18 protein-coding genes, 1 tRNA gene and 1 pseudogene are annotated in these 19670 nt (G+C 39.7%); 12 read left to right on the top strand and 8 right to left on the bottom strand.

Annotated features, from left to right (window positions below; translation table 11 throughout):
* The first annotated feature begins 21 nt into the window (after positions 1-21).
* A complete protein-coding gene (gene nfo, locus V2H77_RS09620; RefSeq protein WP_341498616.1) occupies positions 22-864 on the top strand; it encodes a deoxyribonuclease IV in 843 nt (280 codons plus the stop codon).
* A gap of 19 nt (positions 865-883) precedes the next feature.
* On the opposite strand, the gene fruK is transcribed toward nfo, so the two are convergent.
* Positions 884-1822 carry a 1-phosphofructokinase gene (fruK, locus tag V2H77_RS09615; protein ID WP_341498615.1) on the bottom strand — a complete coding sequence of 313 codons (939 nt, stop codon included), beginning with the start codon at positions 1820-1822 and terminating at the stop codon, positions 884-886.
* A gap of 201 nt (positions 1823-2023) precedes the next feature.
* Between fruK and V2H77_RS09610 the strand changes: the two genes are divergently transcribed.
* From V2H77_RS09610 to yeiP, 3 genes are all read left to right on the top strand, one after another.
* Positions 2024-2443 (top strand): nucleotide triphosphate diphosphatase NUDT15, encoded by a 420-nt coding sequence (locus V2H77_RS09610; protein ID WP_341498614.1) that lies wholly within the window; start codon positions 2024-2026, stop codon positions 2441-2443.
* A 117-nt stretch (positions 2444-2560) separates the two neighbouring features.
* Entirely contained in the window at positions 2561-3820 is a 1260-nt protein-coding gene (gene mtr / locus V2H77_RS09605) for a tryptophan permease (protein ID WP_265379254.1), read from the top strand.
* 129 nt (positions 3821-3949) lie between these two features.
* Positions 3950-4522 (top strand): elongation factor P-like protein YeiP, encoded by a 573-nt coding sequence (gene yeiP, locus V2H77_RS09600; RefSeq protein ID WP_036777297.1) that lies wholly within the window; start codon positions 3950-3952, stop codon positions 4520-4522.
* Positions 4523-4755: 233 nt separating this feature from the next.
* On the opposite strand, the gene V2H77_RS09595 is transcribed toward yeiP, so the two are convergent.
* Positions 4756-5073 carry a hypothetical protein gene (locus tag V2H77_RS09595; protein WP_341498613.1) on the bottom strand — a complete coding sequence of 106 codons (318 nt, stop codon included), beginning with the start codon at positions 5071-5073 and terminating at the stop codon, positions 4756-4758.
* A 433-nt stretch (positions 5074-5506) separates the two neighbouring features.
* Here V2H77_RS09595 and V2H77_RS09590 point away from each other — a divergent pair, with 433 nt between their 5' ends.
* Entirely contained in the window at positions 5507-6211 is a 705-nt protein-coding gene (locus V2H77_RS09590) for a phosphatase PAP2 family protein (protein WP_341498612.1), read from the top strand.
* 357 nt (positions 6212-6568) lie between these two features.
* Positions 6569-7150 (top strand): bifunctional murein DD-endopeptidase/murein LD-carboxypeptidase, encoded by a 582-nt coding sequence (gene mepS / locus V2H77_RS09585; RefSeq protein ID WP_265379257.1) that lies wholly within the window; start codon positions 6569-6571, stop codon positions 7148-7150.
* Positions 7151-7336: 186 nt separating this feature from the next.
* Here the strand turns inward: mepS and V2H77_RS09580 are convergent, their stop codons facing one another.
* From V2H77_RS09580 to rsuA, 3 genes are all read right to left on the bottom strand, one after another.
* Positions 7337-7681, bottom strand: coding sequence for a YejG family protein (locus tag V2H77_RS09580; RefSeq protein WP_341498611.1), 345 nt, complete (start codon positions 7679-7681; stop codon positions 7337-7339).
* 1012 nt (positions 7682-8693) lie between these two features.
* Complete coding sequence (locus V2H77_RS09575; RefSeq protein WP_341498610.1) at positions 8694-9875, bottom strand: Bcr/CflA family multidrug efflux MFS transporter; 1182 nt, start codon at positions 9873-9875, stop codon at positions 8694-8696.
* A 43-nt stretch (positions 9876-9918) separates the two neighbouring features.
* A complete protein-coding gene (rsuA, locus tag V2H77_RS09570; RefSeq protein WP_341498609.1) occupies positions 9919-10620 on the bottom strand; it encodes a 16S rRNA pseudouridine(516) synthase RsuA in 702 nt (233 codons plus the stop codon).
* Positions 10621-11034: 414 nt separating this feature from the next.
* Here rsuA and V2H77_RS09565 point away from each other — a divergent pair, with 414 nt between their 5' ends.
* Complete coding sequence (locus V2H77_RS09565; RefSeq protein WP_341498608.1) at positions 11035-12792, top strand: DEAD/DEAH box helicase; 1758 nt, start codon at positions 11035-11037, stop codon at positions 12790-12792.
* 182 nt (positions 12793-12974) lie between these two features.
* Positions 12975-13259, top strand: coding sequence for a 50S ribosomal protein L25 (rplY, locus tag V2H77_RS09560; protein WP_036777310.1), 285 nt, complete (start codon positions 12975-12977; stop codon positions 13257-13259).
* A 72-nt stretch (positions 13260-13331) separates the two neighbouring features.
* Here the strand turns inward: rplY and yejK are convergent, their stop codons facing one another.
* Positions 13332-14336 carry a nucleoid-associated protein YejK gene (gene yejK / locus V2H77_RS09555; protein ID WP_341498625.1) on the bottom strand — a complete coding sequence of 335 codons (1005 nt, stop codon included), beginning with the start codon at positions 14334-14336 and terminating at the stop codon, positions 13332-13334.
* A gap of 272 nt (positions 14337-14608) precedes the next feature.
* Here yejK and V2H77_RS09550 point away from each other — a divergent pair, with 272 nt between their 5' ends.
* The 3 genes from V2H77_RS09550 to V2H77_RS09540 all read left to right on the top strand — a co-directional run bounded on the left by V2H77_RS09550 (position 14609) and on the right by V2H77_RS09540 (position 16760).
* On the top strand, positions 14609-14836 hold the full coding sequence (locus tag V2H77_RS09550) for a YejL family protein (RefSeq protein WP_011147091.1): 228 nt from the start codon (positions 14609-14611) through the stop codon (positions 14834-14836).
* 32 nt (positions 14837-14868) lie between these two features.
* A complete protein-coding gene (gene yejM, locus V2H77_RS09545) occupies positions 14869-16608 on the top strand; it encodes an LPS biosynthesis-modulating metalloenzyme YejM (RefSeq protein ID WP_341498607.1) in 1740 nt (579 codons plus the stop codon).
* Between the two features lie 75 nt (positions 16609-16683).
* A tRNA-Pro gene (locus V2H77_RS09540) sits at positions 16684-16760 on the top strand.
* Positions 16761-16922: 162 nt separating this feature from the next.
* Here V2H77_RS09540 and V2H77_RS09535 read toward each other — a convergent pair.
* Together V2H77_RS09535 and V2H77_RS09530 are read right to left on the bottom strand one after the other, a co-directional pair.
* Positions 16923-17564 (bottom strand): tail fiber assembly protein, encoded by a 642-nt coding sequence (locus V2H77_RS09535; RefSeq protein ID WP_341498606.1) that lies wholly within the window; start codon positions 17562-17564, stop codon positions 16923-16925.
* The gene (locus V2H77_RS09530; RefSeq protein ID WP_341498605.1) at positions 17561-18559 is read right to left on the bottom strand and encodes a phage tail protein; all 999 of its coding nucleotides are present in this window, start codon (positions 18557-18559) and stop codon (positions 17561-17563) included. The genes V2H77_RS09535 and V2H77_RS09530 overlap by 4 nt, the downstream gene beginning before the upstream one ends.
* 888 nt (positions 18560-19447) lie before the next feature.
* Between V2H77_RS09530 and V2H77_RS09525 the strand changes: the two are divergent.
* Positions 19448-19670: pseudogene (locus V2H77_RS09525) on the top strand (hypothetical protein); the annotation flags it as partial.

Genomic DNA, 19670 nt, shown 5'->3' with positions numbered 1-19670 from the left:
AAAGTAGGAAGGAGAAAAAATATGAAATTTGTTGGAGCACATGTCAGCGCTGCCGGCGGAGTTGATCAAGCGGTTATCCGGGCACACGAATTAAAAGCTACCGCTTTTGCCCTATTTACAAAAAATCAGCGCCAGTGGAACGCTTCACCTTTAGCCGCTGATGTTATCGATAAATTTAAAGAAAATTGTGAACGTTATGGATATGGCAGCCGACAAATTCTCCCTCACGACAGCTATCTGATTAATCTTGGTCATCCAGAAATTGAAGCTCTGGAAAAATCCCGGCTGGCTTTTATTGATGAGATGCAACGTTGCGAACAATTAGGGATCGATTTATTAAATTTTCATCCTGGCAGCCATCTCAATAAAATAGATGTGGATAAATGCCTGGCACGTATTGCAGAATCTATCAACATTGCTCTCAATAAAACCCAGGGAGTCACTGCTGTTATCGAAAATACGGCAGGTCAAGGTACTAATCTGGGTTTTAAATTTGAACATCTGGCAGCAATTATTGATGGCGTTGAAGATAAAAGCCGAGTGGGTGTCTGTATTGATACCTGTCATGCCTTTGCGGCTGGCTACGATTTACGTACAGACGATGCTTGTAAACAAACTTTTCAGCAATTTGAAAAAGTTGTTGGCTTTCAATACTTATGTGGAATGCATTTAAATGATGCCAAAAGTGAATTCGCCAGCCGTGTTGACCGACATCATAGCCTTGGAGAAGGAAATATTGGCAAAACACCTTTCAGTTATATTATGAAAGATGCTCGTTTTGATGGTATTCCACTCATCCTTGAAACGATAAATCCAGATATTTGGCCGCAAGAAATTGCCTGGCTGAAATTACAACAAAATTAATTATTCTTTAATTAAAGCATTATTTAACGGGTATCAGTTCAACGTTAGCCATCATGGCAGCTAATTCTGGGCGATTGCTGATACCCACATTAGGCTGACTAACGGCAAGTGCAGATACAGCCGTCGCCAGTCGCAACGTGTGTTCACTAGATTCCCGCATCAGCAAACCGTAAACCAAACCACCAACCATTGAATCACCAGCCCCAACAGTGCTAACGACTTTACAATGTGGTGGTTTTGCCAACCATGCTCCCGACGCATTAACCCATAATGCCCCTTGCTCACCTAAAGATATGACAACATGCGCAATTCCCTGATCTCTAAGTTGATGCGCAGCCATGATGATATCGGATAACTCAGGTAACAGACGCCCCGCCCATACTTCAAGCTCATGGTGATTAGGCTTAACTAACCAAGGAGATGCCTTTAACCCTGCAACCAATGCTTCACGGCTGCTATCGAAAATAATACAAGGACAAAGCTGACGTAGACAGGTCATCCAATCGGTAAACGATTCAGCAGAGACACCAGCAGGTAAGCTACCACTAACAACGACCATATCAAATTGTCCAAGCCATGAAAGCGAATCATTAACAAATCCCGACCATTCAGCTTCACCGACATAAAAACCCGAGAAGTTAAAATCTGTCACTTCCCCGCTTTCTTCTGTCAATTTGACATTAATCCGTGTTCTGCCCGGTACTAAATGAAAACGATTTACCATACCATTTTCATGGAAGAATTGTTGAAATCCTTCCTGATTTTCCTTACCCAAAAAGCCACTCACCGTGACATCAATACCTAAGTCACACAAAACTTTAGCAACATTATTGCCTTTCCCGGCAGCATGTAGTCCGGCAGTTTGCACTCGATTGATCGCCCCCTTGACGATTTCCGGGCACAATCCCACTAAATCATAAGCAGGGTTTAGGGTGATAGTGGCAACTCTACGGCTCATTTTGCCCGATGTCTCCTAAGTAGATATCATCATTACTATGAATTTTCAGTTCTATTTATATCACTAAAATTGAATCGTTTCAGTTAAATTCCGTACTTTATTGATTGTTGCCTTAAACTGATTTACGGATAAGAATAGCATTGAATTTTTCTCAAAATGAGATGCAAACTTGCTGAAACTTAGAGGTAAGGAATAAACCAAATGTCTGTCATTGTCGGTGTTGGCGTTGTTATTGTAAATGAATATGGTCAGGTATTACTTGGAAAACGTAGTAGTAAACATGCGCCATACTGGTCAATCTTTGGCGGTCATGTTGATGCCGGCGAAACTTTTGAGCAATGTGCCATCCGTGAAATTGCAGAAGAAACGGGTCTGACGATTCAATCGCCAAAAGTCTACGGTATTTGTAATAACCTTCAGACTTATCAAAAAGAAGGAAAACATACTATTTCAGTGTGTTTACTGGCAAAACATCCCGGTGGCGAACCAAAGTTGATGGAACCAGAAAAATGCGAGCAGTTTATGTGGTGCGATCCCGATAATCTTCCTGAACCTCATTTTGAAGCCAGCCGGAATGCAATAAAAATGTGGCAAGAAAATAAATTTTATCTTACCGAATGAACTAATTTATGTTAGTTCAATTTTAAATAATCCTTTATGACATCTATTTACACTCTATAGACAAAAATGTATCTTTAAGCTAGTACAAAGAAACAATATTACCAGCAGGAGTTAAATATGTCCATTGAGACAACCCAGAGTTTAAAGCGCCCTCCCATACTGGGCGGCGCCATGATAATTGCCGGAACTGCTGTCGGTGCAGGAATGTTCTCTACTCCCGTGGTGACTTCCGGCGTCTGGTTTACTGGATCAATTATTCTGCTGGTTTACACATGGACGTGTATGTATTTTTCCGGCTTGATGATACTAGAAACCAACCTGAACTATCCAGCAGGCGCAAGCTTCCATACCATAACTAAAGATTTACTCGGTAAAGGATGGAATGCAATCAACGGCATCTCTATTGCATTCGTACTTTATATATTGACCTACGCCTATATTTCAGCGGGCGGCTCAATTATTGCCCTCAATTTTAAAAATATTATTCCGATATCACAGGCAAATGCTGGCTTTATTTTCGCCTTTATCGTTGCATTTATTGTCTGGTTATCAACTAAAGCCGTCGATCGTCTGAGTACAATTTTGATCGGTGGGATGGTTATTACCTTTTTTATGTCAGTCGGCGGTATGTTTACCGAAGTTAAATATGCCATCTTGTTTAATCAGGCCGATGCTATATCAAACAACACAGCAACAAGTTATATGCCTTACGCTTTAGCGGCTCTGCCCTATTTACTCGTTTCATTCGGATATCACGGTAACATCCCAAGCTTAGTAAAATATTACCATAAAGATAGCAAAGCCGTTATTCACAGCCTATTATTCGGTACGTTGATCGCATTAGCTATTTATATTCTGTGGCAATATGTCATTCAGGGAAATATTCCCCGCGAAGCATTCAAACAGATTATTGCTGATGGCGGGAATATCGGTGATTTATTAAAACACATGGATAATACAACAAACAATGAAATCGTTCACCAACTTCTAAATACCTTCTCTTATATGGCATTAGCAAGTTCATTTCTTGGCGTCTCTTTAGGGTTATTTGATTACATAGCCGACTTCTTCGGTTTTAAAGATAACAATATCGGCCGGTTAAAATCCGCATTAGTGACATTTATTCCACCAACAGCGCTGGCTCTAATGGTTCCTAATGGTTTTTTATACGCCATTGGTTTCGCCGGGTTCGCTGCAACCATCTGGGCTGTCATTATTCCAGCACTTATGGTTCGGGCAAGTCGCCAACGCTTCCCAGAAGCCAGTTACCGAGCGCCAGGGGGGAAATTCCTCATTGGGTTCATCATCCTGTTTGGTTTGCTAAATGCTATAGCTCATATTTTGTCCTCCCTTGATTTATTACCTGTGTATCGTTGATATAAAACATTCTTACTACAACCCCAATGTAAAAAAACAGTGGGGTTTTCTAATCCCCACTTGCCTAATGCCTTGACTGCGAGTAATTTTGTCGCCGATTATTCTCTTGCGGTTTTATGGAAGGTTACTATGGCTAAAGCCAACGAAATTAAACGCGGTAGCGCCGTCAGTTATAATGGTAAATTACTGCTGGTCAAAGACATTGATATTCAAGCACCAAGCGCCCGGGGAGCTAGCACATTATATAAAATGCGCTTTACTGATATCCGCACCGGTCAGAAAGTGGAAGAACGTTTCAAGGGCGATGATATCCTTGATACGATCAGCCTGACTCGTCGTAGCGTTAATTTTTCCTATATTGATGGTGATGAATATGTTTTCATGGATGATGAAGATTTCACTCCTTATCACTTTAAAAAGGAACAAATCGAAGAAGAGTTGTTATTTATTCCTGAAGGCGGCCTGCCAGGTATGCAAGTTCTGACAATAGAAGGACAAGTCATTGCCCTTGAATTGCCACAGACAGTCGATATGGTTATCGAAGAAACGGCCCCCGGAATTAAAGGCGCTTCAGCCAGTGCACGGACAAAACCTGCCAAGATGAGCACCGGACTCACCGTACAAGTGCCTGAATATATCAGCAGCGGGGAAAAAATCCGTATTCACATTGCAGAACGTCGCTATATGGGACGTTGCGATTAACAATATTATCTAATTCTGAGTTGCCCAGTATAAAACAGGGTAACTCACTTTACCTGCGCTATTAATTAAATCGGTCACTTGCCTTAGCATTTGAACATAATTTAAATTTCTAAATAAAATAAAATAAAATAAAATATAAATCTGTCACTCATTCATTTTAGCAATAACAAATAAAACCCTTACTCTTCTTTAATTAACTATTGAAGAAATAACATGTAAAATTTCTCTTAACATCAATTATAGAAAATTGTAACAACACCAATTTTCTCTTTTCCTTTTATCCATTTAATCTCTGTTACACCCATTTGGTGTGGCAAATAAAAATAAATATCATTTTGCAAATCAAGCTTTCGTCGTTGGGTAATCTTATGCCCCTTTCTCCAACAAGTGGTATCAGCCCAATTATCACGCCAATCAAAACGACACGGTGATTCAACGATCGCGCCTGAAAAGCGAATAACCCCTGTACTTGATGTTGTTTCTGACCCACTATTGACAAGACTAGGAATCATCAGAAAAAAACAACCTATCATAACCCGAAACATAGACATAAAGCCCCCCACCATAAAACAGCATCATTTGCTGCGATTTCCGAAAATGAAATCAATCTAGAAATCGGAAAAATTTATGAGTCTATGTACTGGTAACGGCTATTTTCGTTGTTTATTTATGACTTTTAGCAATTAAAACCAATTAAGATATTTATATCTTCCAATATTAAAATAATTAGAATTAATTATCAAAAAATTAAGAATTTACAACCTTAAATACCACAACATCACTCGAGAAAAACTCACAGAATTGAACAGGAATAGTCACCAAAGTAAATAAAAAAATAAAGAAAAAAGCACAAAGTAGATAAAAAAATCAACAGATTAACTTATGATTAAGAATTGTGACATTATTACTCAATATTTGTTATATTAACCTACATAATTGTAAGTTTAGTTACCACTTATTTTATTTTTAACAAATAGGTATCCCATGACACGCAGTCACCCATTTGCCATATTGATACTAAATCTATTAGGAATTACTTTGTTTCTCTCCTGGTATTTACCAGAGCGCCACGGTTTTTGGTTCAAGATCGACTCTGCAATCTTCTACTTCTTTAATGAGAAATTAATTCCCGGTTCAACATTCACAGAATTTGTAGCATTTGTGAATATCAGGGCTTTCGATGCCATTTCACTTTTATGTATGGGATTGCTGTATTACAACGCTTTTCGTAAACAGAATTACGATGGCAAACGCAGATTATTCATGATTGGTTTGGTCATGATAATAAGCGCAATTATACTTAACCAAATCGGTCATCTACTTCCAGTTATCCGTCCAAGCCCAACATTAACCTTTGATCATATCAATCGTATTAGCGAAATGACTAATCTGGTAACAAAAGATGCATCAGGCGATAGCTTTCCAGGCGATCACGGATTAATGCTCCTGATTTTTAGCTGCTTTATCCTTCGCTATATCTCAGGTAGAGCATTCTGTATCGCATTATTGATCATGGTAACCTTTGCATTACCTCGTATCATGGCAGGAGCGCATTGGTTTACTGATATTGCAGTCGGTTCTTTATCTCTGGTGCTAATCGGAACAAGTTGGCTACTATTAACACCATTAAGTGACATCATGATTAACTGGCTGAATAAGAATCTACCGCATATTGGTCGCCCAATTTAAGAACTCTCTTATAAACTCTTTTTATTCAGTAATATCGGGAAGGTATTTAACCTTCCCAATAGCTCATAAAACCCACATAAATAACATAAATTAACAACATTCCTGATCTCTTCTACTTAGAAATCTAATTTTTTGTAAATTATGTCATTAAATACTCGCCTTTTCCTGATTGTTTCTGTACTCTCGATCTGAATGACATTTATTGTAAATATCGTTATAAAACGTGGCATCAGACGCGTTTTTTCACCAAGCGCGTTGTTTACTCATTGTTTTTTCTAACACCAGGCTTCTAAACGTTTGATATTTCTCAATAATAGCGACCAACTAAGGTAAGGATAGCAAGGGAAAACAAAAATAATGGTCAAGTCTCAACCGGCTCTGAGATACATTACGCGGCTGATACCCGCGCTGCTCGTAGCGATCACTTTATCCGCGTGCAGCTCGCCAGATTCTCGTAACACACAAACTGATACGCATGCAGTAAATGGTAAGAATGGCTTCTTACTTCAAGCGTCTCAGGATGAATTCGAAGCACTCGTTCGTAATCTGGACATAAAATCTAAAATTCTTAGCCAATACAATGGCTGGAAGGGGGTTGCCTATCGACTTGGCGGCGATACCAAACGTGGTATAGATTGCTCTGGCTTTGTTCAACGTACTTTCCGTGACCAGTTTGGCATGGAACTACCGCGTTCAACGTTTGAACAACAAAATATTGGCAAGAAAATCGACCGTTCAAAATTACGCCCTGGCGATTTAGTTTTATTTAAGACGGGTTCCCGTACCAGGCATATTGGCATCTATGTTGGTAATGACCAATTCGTCCATGCCTCTACCAGCAATGGCGTCATCGTTTCCAGGTTAAGCAGCACATACTGGAGCAAACGTTATTACGGCGGTCGTCGAGTCATTAACAATAATATGGTGCCTAACGGCTAAAAATTTTTCCCTTGCCCACAAAAAAGCGCTTCTATCAAAGGAAGCGCTTTTCGCATTTATACCCGTTATCTTTCAAGTTGCCTCTTTGTTGGCTGTACTCACTCCCCCCGGTCACATAGTTCGCTATGCTCCCGGGGATTCACTCCCTTGCCATTTCAATGCATCTTGAAATCCATAGGGTATATATCAAAATGGATAAAGCGCAGTTATCTTTTCAGCAATGGCTGCCCCAAGTGTCTTCAAACGACACATAACCGCACTTTCATCTTCACTATTAATAAATAAGCACGGCTGACCTTCCAACTCAATCACCGCGCTTCCGATTTGCATATCAGCAAGTGATTGCTGTAATTTTTGCATAACATTCCACGCAGCCTCATCTTCGTGGCTGAGTAACTTCAACCCCATCAGGCTGCTTTCCGCATTCACTTCATCAACCGGAAGCGGCTCAACTTTGATACCCACAAAACCGGGTGACCACCTGTAACTTTGCGGCAGCCGATGTACCACCGAAAGCTGAATATTATTCACGAATCATTCCTACCTGAAAGAACATAGATACAAAAGTTAAAGTTAGCGGCTATCTTCAGGTGTTCTACTCGCCAAAACCGAATAACTAACGCCCAAAAAAGGTAAACGAAAAGTTAAATTTGTGTTTATAGTATTACATTAATTCCAAATTTCACCTTAGAAAAAGTGAGATCAATCTCTCATTTCTCATATATTTATACTTTTTTTAAAGAAAACTCAACTAATTTTTATGCAAAAACCCAACTTTATGTTTAATGATTGTTTACATATTTTATTTTTTCAACTCAACACTTTAACATAAAAATCAAATAAGAACTGTAAAAACAAATAGATAACAATGTGTTTTATAAGGTATAATTAATGACAACCTAATGATAACGCCATTTAATATTTTTTAATTTAACAAAAATACAACAAAGACTTATAATTACTATCAATGCATCAACAACAACTTATTCGCACAGCAAAACATTTCGGAATTTCCTTACTGTAAAAAGTTAGCCTCTCAACCCTACGGGAATACAAAAATCAACAAATACGCAACAGCAATAATAAAAAAAATGAAGCAACAATAGTTTCACCTCTCCACAAATAGATCAGTATCACTATTTATAGTTATTAAGCATAGCCAATTTTTCAATTCCCCAGAATATTCAGGAAAAATATTCTCTTTAATAATATTATCGTTTTTAATGATAATTTTAGCGATACAGAAAATGCGACTGATACCACGAATTTATTACAGTTTCATTGCTTAATGGTAAATCTTAGAATAAGAAAAATCATAATATTATGATTTAATTTATTATTTTCAATAAATCATATCAAATTTCACCCCTACCAATCAAGAATATATCAATGAGATCGGATATACATTTTAGAATAAAATGGCTCTTCAATAATCTCGCATAAAATTATAACCAAAAAATATCATCAAAAATATTTTTCGCTGACAATAATTTTCTTTTTAAGGAAAAGGCTGCACATGAAAACAGCCTTCTGTTTTTATTTACTACCCCTTTTTTGCATATATAACAAGCAAAACAGCCGAAATAACACACAAAACCATAGAACCAACCATTGGCCAGGCATTATATGCAGGTAACATAGCAAGTAATACACCAACCAAGGCACTAATACCAAAACGAACGGTACCTGCCAATGAAGATACTGTTCCGGCCATATGCGGATAATCATCTAAAACCACCGCCATGACATTGGATGTAATCATAGAAATACCACATATATAAGCTGCAACACCGATGACCAGAGCAGTAAAGCCAAAATCGAGTGTGGTAGACAATAACAACCAGATCCCCATCACAAACTGCACACTCAAACCAAAATACATCATTTTCAACGCACCAAAACGCCGGACATAGCGACTATTTATTGTCGTCATCACAAACAGAAATACGATGTTAAGTGCGAAATAATATCCAAAATGCTGAGGAGACACACCATTTAACTCAATATAAACAAATGGCCCTGCACTGAGAAAAGAAAACATTCCCGCAAATGAAAAACCGCTGGCAAGCATATAGCAAAATACACGACGCTGGCGAAATAACATAATAAACTGTCTTACAGTTGTACGCAGATGAAATTTTTGTCTTTTCTCTTTTGGCAAAGTCTCTCTTATAAAGAAAGCAACAAGGAATACGGCAATAATAGAAGTCACCGCAATACTCCAGAAAATAGCATGCCATGTAAACCAAATCATTATCATGCCGCCAAGAATTGGAGCAATTAATGGAGCAATCGTCATTACTAATATCACAAAAGACATGCTACGCGAAAATTCATCTTTGGTGAACAAATCTCGCATGAGCGCATTAATGACAACCCCCGCTGCGGCAGCGGAGAATCCATGCAAAAAGCGCATATAAATAAAATCATCGATATTCTGCACCATTGCGCATGCAGCCGAAGCTAGAGCAAATATAGCAACTCCCCCCAGAATAACTGGCTTACGCCCCAAACTGTCAGCCATTGGGCCATATACCATTTGACCGATAGCAAAACCAAGGATATAACTGCTCAGCGTCATCTGAACCCGTCCACTATCCACACCGAAATCTTCGGCAACGGTCGGCAAACTCGGTAAATACATATCAATGGCAAGAGGCATTAACATAGAAAGCAGCCCAAGGATTAAAATCAGTCCTAAATAGGATGATCGTTGTTGTTGCACGTATATTGCTCCAATAATTTAAAATAATTAACTAAAACTAGGATTAAGAAACATTGATATTGGCAATTTCTTGCTCAGTTAATGACCGGTACTCTCCTGGCTCCAATTCAGGATCTAAAATGATTTCACCAATTCGCTCACGATGAAGCGCTGTTACCCGATTACCTACCGCTGCAAACATACGTTTTACCTGATGATAACGCCCTTCACTAATCGTCAAGCGAGCTACCTGAGATTCCAGAATTTCCAGTTGGGCAGGTTTTGTCACTGTTTTTTCACCATTCAGTTGAACACCGGCAAGAAATCTATCTGCCGTCTCTGTTCCAACCGGGCATTCAAGTGTGACTAGATATGTTTTTTTACAATGATGTTTCGGGGAAGTAATACGATGAGACCATTGACCATCGTCAGTTAGCAAAACCAGACCAGTGGTATCCATATCCAACCTACCAGCCGTATGTAATTTATGCGCTGCTGGCTCATCAATAAAATAGAGAACTGTCGGATTTATCGGATCATCAGTGGAACAAACATATCCTTGTGGTTTGTTTAGCATAAAATAACGAGGCCCTTGCTGCTGTTCCAATAACGAACCATCAAACATAACCTGTTGCTCTGGAGTTAATTTATAAGCTCCGATTTTTACAATCTCGTCATCAACAGTGATACGCCCTGCACGCAACTCGCGTCCTACGTCATTCCGACTGATACCAAGCTGTTGTGACAAAAATTTATCCAATCGCATGGATGAAGACACCTGTATTAATTAATTTAACAATGAACGTGATCCACTACTATTTTGGCACTACCTTGACACTACAACACCGAGCCGCCAAAAAAGAAGATGTGAAATGAACCCAAAAGATTTGAAAGCTAATCATAACTATGTTTACTATAAACAACAATTATCTATTTGTTATATACCCAATGGATTTCAAGATGCATCGCGACGGCAAGGGAGCGAATCCCCAGGAGCATAGATAACTATGTGACCGGGGTGAGTGAGTGCAGCCAACAAAGAGGCAACTTGAAAGATGACGGGTATAACCAGTTATAGTTTCACTCAATCAGACAATTATCTTACCTTGACTTCCACCCACAGCAAATTGATAAGAAAAATGTTACTCTTTTACGAATATTTTTCTGTTGCGGAATGATTATGATTTTTACTTTACGTCCCTATCAGCAAGAAGCCGTGGATGCCGCCGTTAATCATTTCCGGCACCATCATGAGCCTGCGGTCATTGTATTACCAACTGGAGCAGGTAAAAGCCTGGTCATTGCTGAATTGGCAAAATTAGCTCGTGGGAAAGTATTAGTATTAGCTCATGTAAAAGAATTAGTTGCACAGAACTACAGCAAATATTGCGCATACGGTTTACCAGCAGATATTTTTTCCGCCGGATTGCAGCAAAAGCAAAGTGCAGGAAAAGTCGTATTTGGTAGTGTGCAATCTGTCGCCCGTAATCCTGAACATTTTAATAATCAATTCTCTTTGCTGATAATTGATGAATGCCACCGCATCAGCGATGATGAAAATAGCCAGTATCAGCAAATTATTCATCACCTTCGGCAAAATAACCCGCAGCTACGTATTCTTGGCTTAACAGCAACACCTTACAGACTGGCTATCGGCTGGATATATCAATATCACTATCACGGAATGATCCGTGGTGATGAAAACTGTTTTTTCCGTGATTGCATATATGAATTACCCCTGCGTTATATGATTAAACATGGTTTCCTCGTGCCCCCAAAGCGGCTAGATATGCCGGTTATACAATATGATTTCAGCCAAGTTCGCTCCAGTCAGCAAGGTATCTTCAATGAAACTGATTTAAATCACGAAATTAAACGACAAAAACGCATCACACCTCATATTATAAAACAAGTCATTGAATATTCCGCTGATCGCAAAGGCGTTATGCTTTTTGCCGCAACTGTCGAACATGCCAAAGAGATTGTTCAATTACTCCCTTCCGGCCAAGCCGCATTAGTCAGCGCCGATACATCAACCGCTGATCGTGATCTATTTATTGAAGCCTTTAAAACTCAGCAATTGCGCTATATGGTTAACGTCGCTGTATTGACAACTGGATTTGATGCTCCTCATGTTGATCTGATAGCCATTCTGCGTCCTACTGAATCCGTCAGTCTATATCAGCAAATTATTGGTCGTGGTTTACGATTATTTCCCGGCAAAAAAGATTGTTTGATTCTCGATTATGCAGGAAATCCTCACGACCTCTATACACCAGAAGTTGGTAGCAATAAACCAGATAAACAGAGCCAACCAGTTCAAGTATTCTGCCCTATCTGCAATTTTTCCAATATATTTTGGGGAAAATGCACCTCCAACGGGGAAATTATTGAACATTTTGGCCGCCGCTGTCAGGGTTGGGAAAATGATCAATACGGCAAACGTCATCAATGTGAGTTCCGTTTTCGTTTCAAGCTCTGCCCTCATTGCAATGCAGAAAACGATATCGCAGCGCGGCGTTGCCACAGTTGCCAAGAGGTGCTGGTTGATCCTGACGATATGCTGAAAGCCGCATTGAGACTCAAAGACGCACTGGTGCTACGTTGTGGTGGTATGCAGCTCATCCCTGAAATTGACAGTAAAGGAGAATGGCTGAAAATCATCTATTACGATGAAGATGGCGCTGACGTTTCCGAACGTTTTCGGCTTACAACCCCTGCCCAGCGACGGCTCTTTGAGCACCAATTTCTTCGTCAGCATCAACGTGCCCCGGCCATACCTTTTAACTGGAAAACCGCCTCAGATATCGTTCACCAGCAACTTTTATTACGTCATCCAGATTTCGTTGTCGCCCGTAAAAAAGGCCGATTCTGGCAAATTCGTGAAAAACTCTTTGATTACCAAGGACGTTTCCGACGAGCAGACGAATTGTATTAATAGAAGTCGTATTAACAGGAATCATATTAATAGGTTCAGATTGACCTATTCCATTTGCTGTAACTGCCATTTTTCGCTAGAATGCCGCCCGCTTGACACTATATTAAATGTTAAGCCAAATCTCGAACCTGCTGCTGGGTCGCCTGTAGCAGGGTTTATTTTCTTCTTAAAGAGAAAAAATAATGTTTACTATTAATGCAGAAGTACGTAAAGAGCAGGGCAAAGGTGCGAGCCGCCGCCTGCGCAGAGCTAACAAGTTCCCAGCTATCGTATACGGTGGCAACCAAGAGCCAGTTTCTATTGAGCTGGATCACGATCAGGTTATTAATATGGAACACAAAGCTGAATTTTATAGCGAAGTTCTGACCCTGGTTATCGACGGTAAAGAAACTAAAGTTAAAGTGCAGGCTGTACAGCGCCATCCGTTTAAGCCAAAACTGGCGCACATTGACTTCCTGCGTGCTTAATTAGCCACAGCCGAGCTTTTCGGGACGCCGAGTAAATAACGCCGCATTTGCGGCGTTATTTATTTCTTAACCTCAATGACCACCATTACGGCGCTGTAACTGGTCACGTAAATTTGGCGGCGTACCTTTAATGGTTAAAGTATCCGTTGCCGGATCCCAGAAAATTCTTTCACCAAACAACATCGCATCGAAATTAATTGTTAATCCGCCACCGCTGCCGGCAAATTTAGTTAGCTGACGCAACGTACTGCGATCTGCCGGAAAACTCTCTTCCAGTTCATATCCCTGATCCTGAGAAAACTGCTGAAAGTTCTGCTCTCCAAATGTGGGTAATGCCTGAGACAACTCCTTAATTTCGATTTCCTCTCCCGCCTGCAATTGTTCATTACAATAGCTGTATACTTGCTGGCGATACGCCTGACGCTCATTTTTATTAAGCTCACCAGATTCACAATAATCATCAACGGCTTGTAACAAACCTTTATTCTGAACCTTAGCATTCATACCTTCACTGGCAGCAAGAAAATCCATAAAGAAATCTGAAACTTTACGCCCTACTCGGCCTTTCAAAAATGTTAAATAACGACTTGATTCAGGATTCGCTTCCCACTCGGTCAAATCTATACGAGCGACAATATCAGCGTGAGGAATATCCAAATAATGCGTCGTATTTAAATCCAGATTATCGTTAACAGACATACTGTTACAGCTATTAAGCACAGCAATCAGTAAATACTCTACCGCCAGATAGCGATACTGACAAAACAAAACCGTTCCCCCCTCGGCAAACGGATATTTCGCCAACTCATCCCTCAAACGTGCCGTTGCTGCACGACTGAACCCAAGAAAATCTTCATCACCTTTACGCTGATGTCTGAGCGCTTCTGCCAATTCACTCTCTTCATTAAATAAGCCGTAAGCTTTACTTTTTGCGCTGTATACCCGGTGTAATTCAGCCATCATATCTTCCACCACGTGATCGGCGGCGAGTAAAGAATCACGCAACACGACATCTAATGTCTGTTCATCACGCTTGATTAATTGATGCAAAGCAATCTGGTCTATTTGCAGACTCATTCTTTCTACTCCTTTCGCGGCTGACTTCATGCGTTTTGAAACACGCATTCAAACACCGATAACAAACGACTGCAATAAAAAACCCCGAAAGAAAATAACGTTTCGTTATCTGCCATCAACTATAATTTACTGGCAGATATCAAAAAATTGCTAAAAATGGGTTATTACTGCAACATAATCTTAACCGTGAATTAATTTGCCACAAAAGAGCAGAAAAACACGCATCTATACGGTAAGATAATGTGCTTTGTTAGTTCAGGAAGTTTAAATCTATGCCACAGTCATCTCGTTACAGTGACGAACACGTTGAACGCTTATTAACAGAACTCGTCAGTGTTCTGGAAAGAAACCGTACGCCGACAGACCTTTCTTTAATGGTACTGGGAAATATGGTGACAAATTTAATCAATACGAGTATATCTCCTGCACAACGCAGACATATTGCCGACTCGTTTGCACACGCGCTTAAATCTTCGGTAAACGAAGATAAAGCCCATTAATTTTTTAACTAAGACTACAACGTAAACAAAATATGGTGACTAGCCGTCAGCGTTATCGTGAAAAAGTTTCCCAAATGATTAGCTGGGGGCATTGGTTTGCCCTATTTAATATTCTGTTCAGTCTTGGATTAGGTAGTCGTTACCTGTTTGTTTCTGACTGGCCGAGCTCACTGTTCGGCCGAGTCTATGCTCTGGCTAGTTGGCTTGGGCACTTTAGTTTTATTGTTTTTGCCGCTTATTTGCTGGTCCTGTTTCCACTGACATTTATTGTCATGTCACAGCGCTTGCTAAGATTTCTTTCAGCCATTTTCGCCACAGCCGGGCTGACACTGTTAATATTCGATATTGCCATATACAACCGTTTCCACCTTCACCTTACACCTTTAGTTTGGGATTTAGTCATTAATCCTGATCAAGGGGAACTGGCGCGAGAATGGCAGCTAATGTTCATCTGTATCCCAGTCATTTTTCTGATACAGATGTTATTTGGCACCTGGAGTTGGCAGAAACTACGTAGTCTGAATCGGCAACGGTTTGGTAAACCGCTGGCCGCCGTCTTTATTTCAGCTTTTTTAGCTTCCCATTTGATGTACATCTGGGCTGATGCTAATTTTTATCGTCCTATTACCATGCAACGCTCTAACCTGCCGCTCTCCTATCCAATGACCGCGCGTAAATTTCTTGAAAAACATGGTCTGCTCGATCAACAAGAATATCAGCGCCGCCTTATGCAACAGGGTGATCCTGCTGCGCTGACAGTGGAATATCCACTTAATGATCTGACTTATCAGGATAAAGGAAGCAGATACAATCTGTTAATACTGGTAGTTGATAAACTGGATAATAGAGATATTACAGAGAATATGCCTGCACTCTCTCATTTCAAAGAAACCAACATTCAGTTCAATCAACATTTCAGTACTGGGATTCAAAATGATACTGCCCTATTCGGATTGTTTTATGGCATTTCTTCCGGTTATCTGGATGGAATACTGGCTGGACGTAAATCATCAGCCCTAATTGATGCTCTGACTCATCAGGGATATCAATTTGGCCTATTCTCTTCTGTAGGATTTGATACTCCGCTTTATCGTCATGCATTACTTTCCGACTATTCATTACCGACAGAGGTCAACCAAAGTAACCAACTGACGGTCGAACAATGGCAACAATGGCTAAACTTACCCAATACTAATGCCCCGTGGTTCTCTTTCTTAAGAATGAGTGGATTGGATAAAATTGATGCACTAGGTAATGCTGCTACGCTTGACAGCCGGATTAATACTGTACTAGAGACACTAAAAAGCAAAAATGCACTGAACAACACAGTCATTGTTATTACTGCTGAACATAGTGAGATCGCCGCTACACATCCACCTAGATGGATAAACAATGGCAAATTTAATCGTGCTCAAATGCACGTTCCACTGCTAATTCATTGGCCTGGAACACCATCACAGACAATTAATAAACTGACCAGTCATCAGGACGTCATGACAACATTAATGCAACGTTTGTTGCATGTCAGCAATACTCCTGCTGATTATTCTCAGGGCCAAGATCTATTTGCAGCACAGCGGGATAATCCGTGGGTGATTACCGGTGATGATGGCTCCCTCATTATTACAACCAGCGAAAACACCCTGTTCCTGGATAAAAATGGTGACTATCACTTATATGACCTAGAAGGCAACGAAATCAAAGATGCTAAGCCCAATTTGGCGCAACTGTTACAGATACTAACTGAGGTTAAACATTTTATAGCCAACTAAATGCTTAAAAATCAATCGGTCACAAAATTCAGTACTTGCTTTTAGATAAAAAATCAGTACTATAATATGAATTATCGGCATGTAGCGCAGCTTGGTAGCGCACCGTCATGGGGTGTCGGGGGTCGGAGGTTCAAATCCTCTCATGCCGACCAAATTTCCCTAGAAAAACCAACCTCTTGTGGTTGGTTTTTTTATGGCTGGGATTTGCTTGGGGAAAAACTAGGGAAAAACCCCAACTTCAAATCCGGCATTGATAACCACTGACAAACCCGCTTTTTCTGACCAAAAACATAAAATTATCTAATTATTACTCTTCACTTCGGCACTTCCGGCCATTCAACATCTGGCGCTTGATTCACATCTACACGGTTCAATAGTACGCAGTATTTTTTCCACGCTATCAGTGACGCCTGTTCTCCGTCCGTTGCCATTTCGAGATCGACCGCGTATTGCAGTGGGGCTATAGCATTATTCGCTTCAGCGAGTAATGATTGCTTTTGTTGCTCTGCCTCTGCCATTAATTGCTCTTTAGAAATGGGTGGATTTAAATGTGCATCAACTTCTCTTACTGTCATTTTTTTCATGACTTTTAGATTTTCACGAATATCAAAAAACACAGGCAAAAGCGCATCATACTCCGCTTTTATCGGCTGAGACTCTTCTTCAATCTGATTGAAAAATTGTAACGTTTCATCATACTCTTCTGTCGCAAGTTCAATTTTCTGATTTAGGGTATTGATATCGTTTTCTGATGTTTCATTAAGTGAATGTCGCTGCTCAATCAGTAAATTTAATCCCGCTTCTTTTTGAAGAAGTTTATTTTGCGCATCAAGATAAATCGGCTCCTTCTCTGCAATGAGTAACTCAAGCTCGGTTAAGCGAGTCACCGTATTGAGTTGCTCTTCCGAGTAAGCATGCACTTCATTTCTCTTATCTCTGTAATAGCTATATATCATGATAGTTCAGTCCATTTTACAATAGAAATTGATTGAGCATTAATCACAGGAACGACTTTGTATGATGCCCCCGCGGGGATAACGGCGGTTGAACCACTGGTGACCCAAGAGCCTGCTCCACTGATATAGAATGCTTGCACGCCGTTGACGGTTATATCTGCTTGAAATGCTGAACCTAGTAATGCAATTGATACAATGATTGGTTTTTTAGATGTATTTGTGTATGCAATATTTATAGCCCGTTGAGTTGTAACATCTTTCCATGACTGATCTATCCCAATCATACGCTCGCTAACCGCTAACTGGCTCATCACATCATTAGAATTGTGCCCGTCATTTTGAACAACAGCCGCTTTATCGAGTTTTTTATTTAATGATTCTGATACATCATTATAATTTGCGTAGTCGCCTACAGGTTGTGCACCAATATCCCCAGCATTCAAAATCACATCGTTTGTCAATGATTTGCCATTAATTTTCCGGCTGCTCGGTACCGCTTCCTTAGCAAACTCCACCGTTTTCAACAAATTGAGGTTCTTTACAAACGCATTTTTATCTGGGATATCTGCGCCGTTTTGATTTTTTGCCAATCGGTTATTAGCATTATCATTTACATCAGAAACAAGCTTCTGTGTTACCGCGAGGGTATGACTGTTACCGGTTTTATCTGTGAGCTGAGTAACACCTTTTTGTGTTAATGAGGCATTTGGCACTTCGGCTGCAATTTTTTGTTCTAATGCTCCATTTAATTGGGCAGTGAGTTTAACTATATCCCCATTGTCCAAAACATCGTTACCGGAATATGTCGCGATAAAATTGGCCAAAACAGATGTTATTGTCGACGACTGACGTAATACCTTATTGAGCAAATGGACAGTAATATTATCTGGTGGAAATCCAGTTTTTAAACTCCGGCTTTCTTCATATCTTTCTTGACTCACTACATTTGCATTATTATTAATAGAAAAAGCTTTAAAATCATTCTTGTGATTCATATACCTTCCTTAAATTAGATAATATCATTTCATAATCAATATATTTAAATCATTGTGAAAATTATCCCCCGGTAACTCACTCCAATCAAATTATAACTCAGAAAAATAATAATGCGTCGTTATTATTTCTTATAAGGCTAACTGTTTTTGTATAATCATCAGTAATAAGTAATTCAACATTTTGGAATCTAAAATACATTCAAAAAAATATATTTAATATCTGGAAACTACTTTTCTTTTATTCCTTCTATCTTTTCATGTAACTTTCTCCACTTAATGTTCCACACTGAATCTTTAAGTATCTGAACCTTAATACCTAATCTACAGTGTTTAGGAATATCGCATAGCCCACCATCTTCATAAAATATACGCCCATTATTTTCACCGATAAGCTTAGGTCTCCAGTTCTGAAAACAGATTGGTAAGTAAAAGTGCTATCCATGAAAGGTCTCAATGATGATAGAGCTGTCACATTGAACACGATCATTAACAAAAATCAGTTCAAGATTGTTATTGTCTTTAAACACTGAGATACCACTGTGAAGGTCGGAGGTTCAAATCCTCTCATGCCGACCAAATTTCACTATAAAAATCAATCTATTAGGGTTGGTTTTTTTGTGCCTGAAATTTGCTTGGTGTAAAATGGGTGTAAAACTCCCCTTGACCAGCTTCATTAATTTAGGCTGTTCCGGCCACACAACACTAGGCTCTTGATCAACATCTACACGAGCAAGTAATACCCATAAAGATCTGCTCACAATTTATACTCATCAAAGTATTTCACTGTAAATCACTGTTTTGGTCATTTGTTGACACCCGGATATAGCCAATCTTTGCCATGTTTAATCCTGCTTAATACCAACAAGGGCTATTGGTATAGGAATGATCATGAATTGGGGAATTCTAAAAAACCTCGGTTTAGTGGAAACGGTAAATTTGGCAAAAAGTGCCGTGCCGAGCAGTCGGAAAATTAATGGCAAAACACTAACCGGGGATGTGAGTTTGAGTGCCGGGGATGTGAGGGCTTTGCCGATTTCGAGTAATTTAAATGTCCAAACAGGCACATTGAGAATCAATAATGCTTCGAATTGGCCGAATCTTGAGTTTGCCG

The sequence above is a fragment of the Photorhabdus sp. P32 genome, assembly GCF_038085095.1.
GTDB lineage: Bacteria > Pseudomonadota > Gammaproteobacteria > Enterobacterales > Enterobacteriaceae > Photorhabdus > Photorhabdus luminescens.
This window is presented reverse-complemented; position numbering and strand designations above follow the sequence as displayed.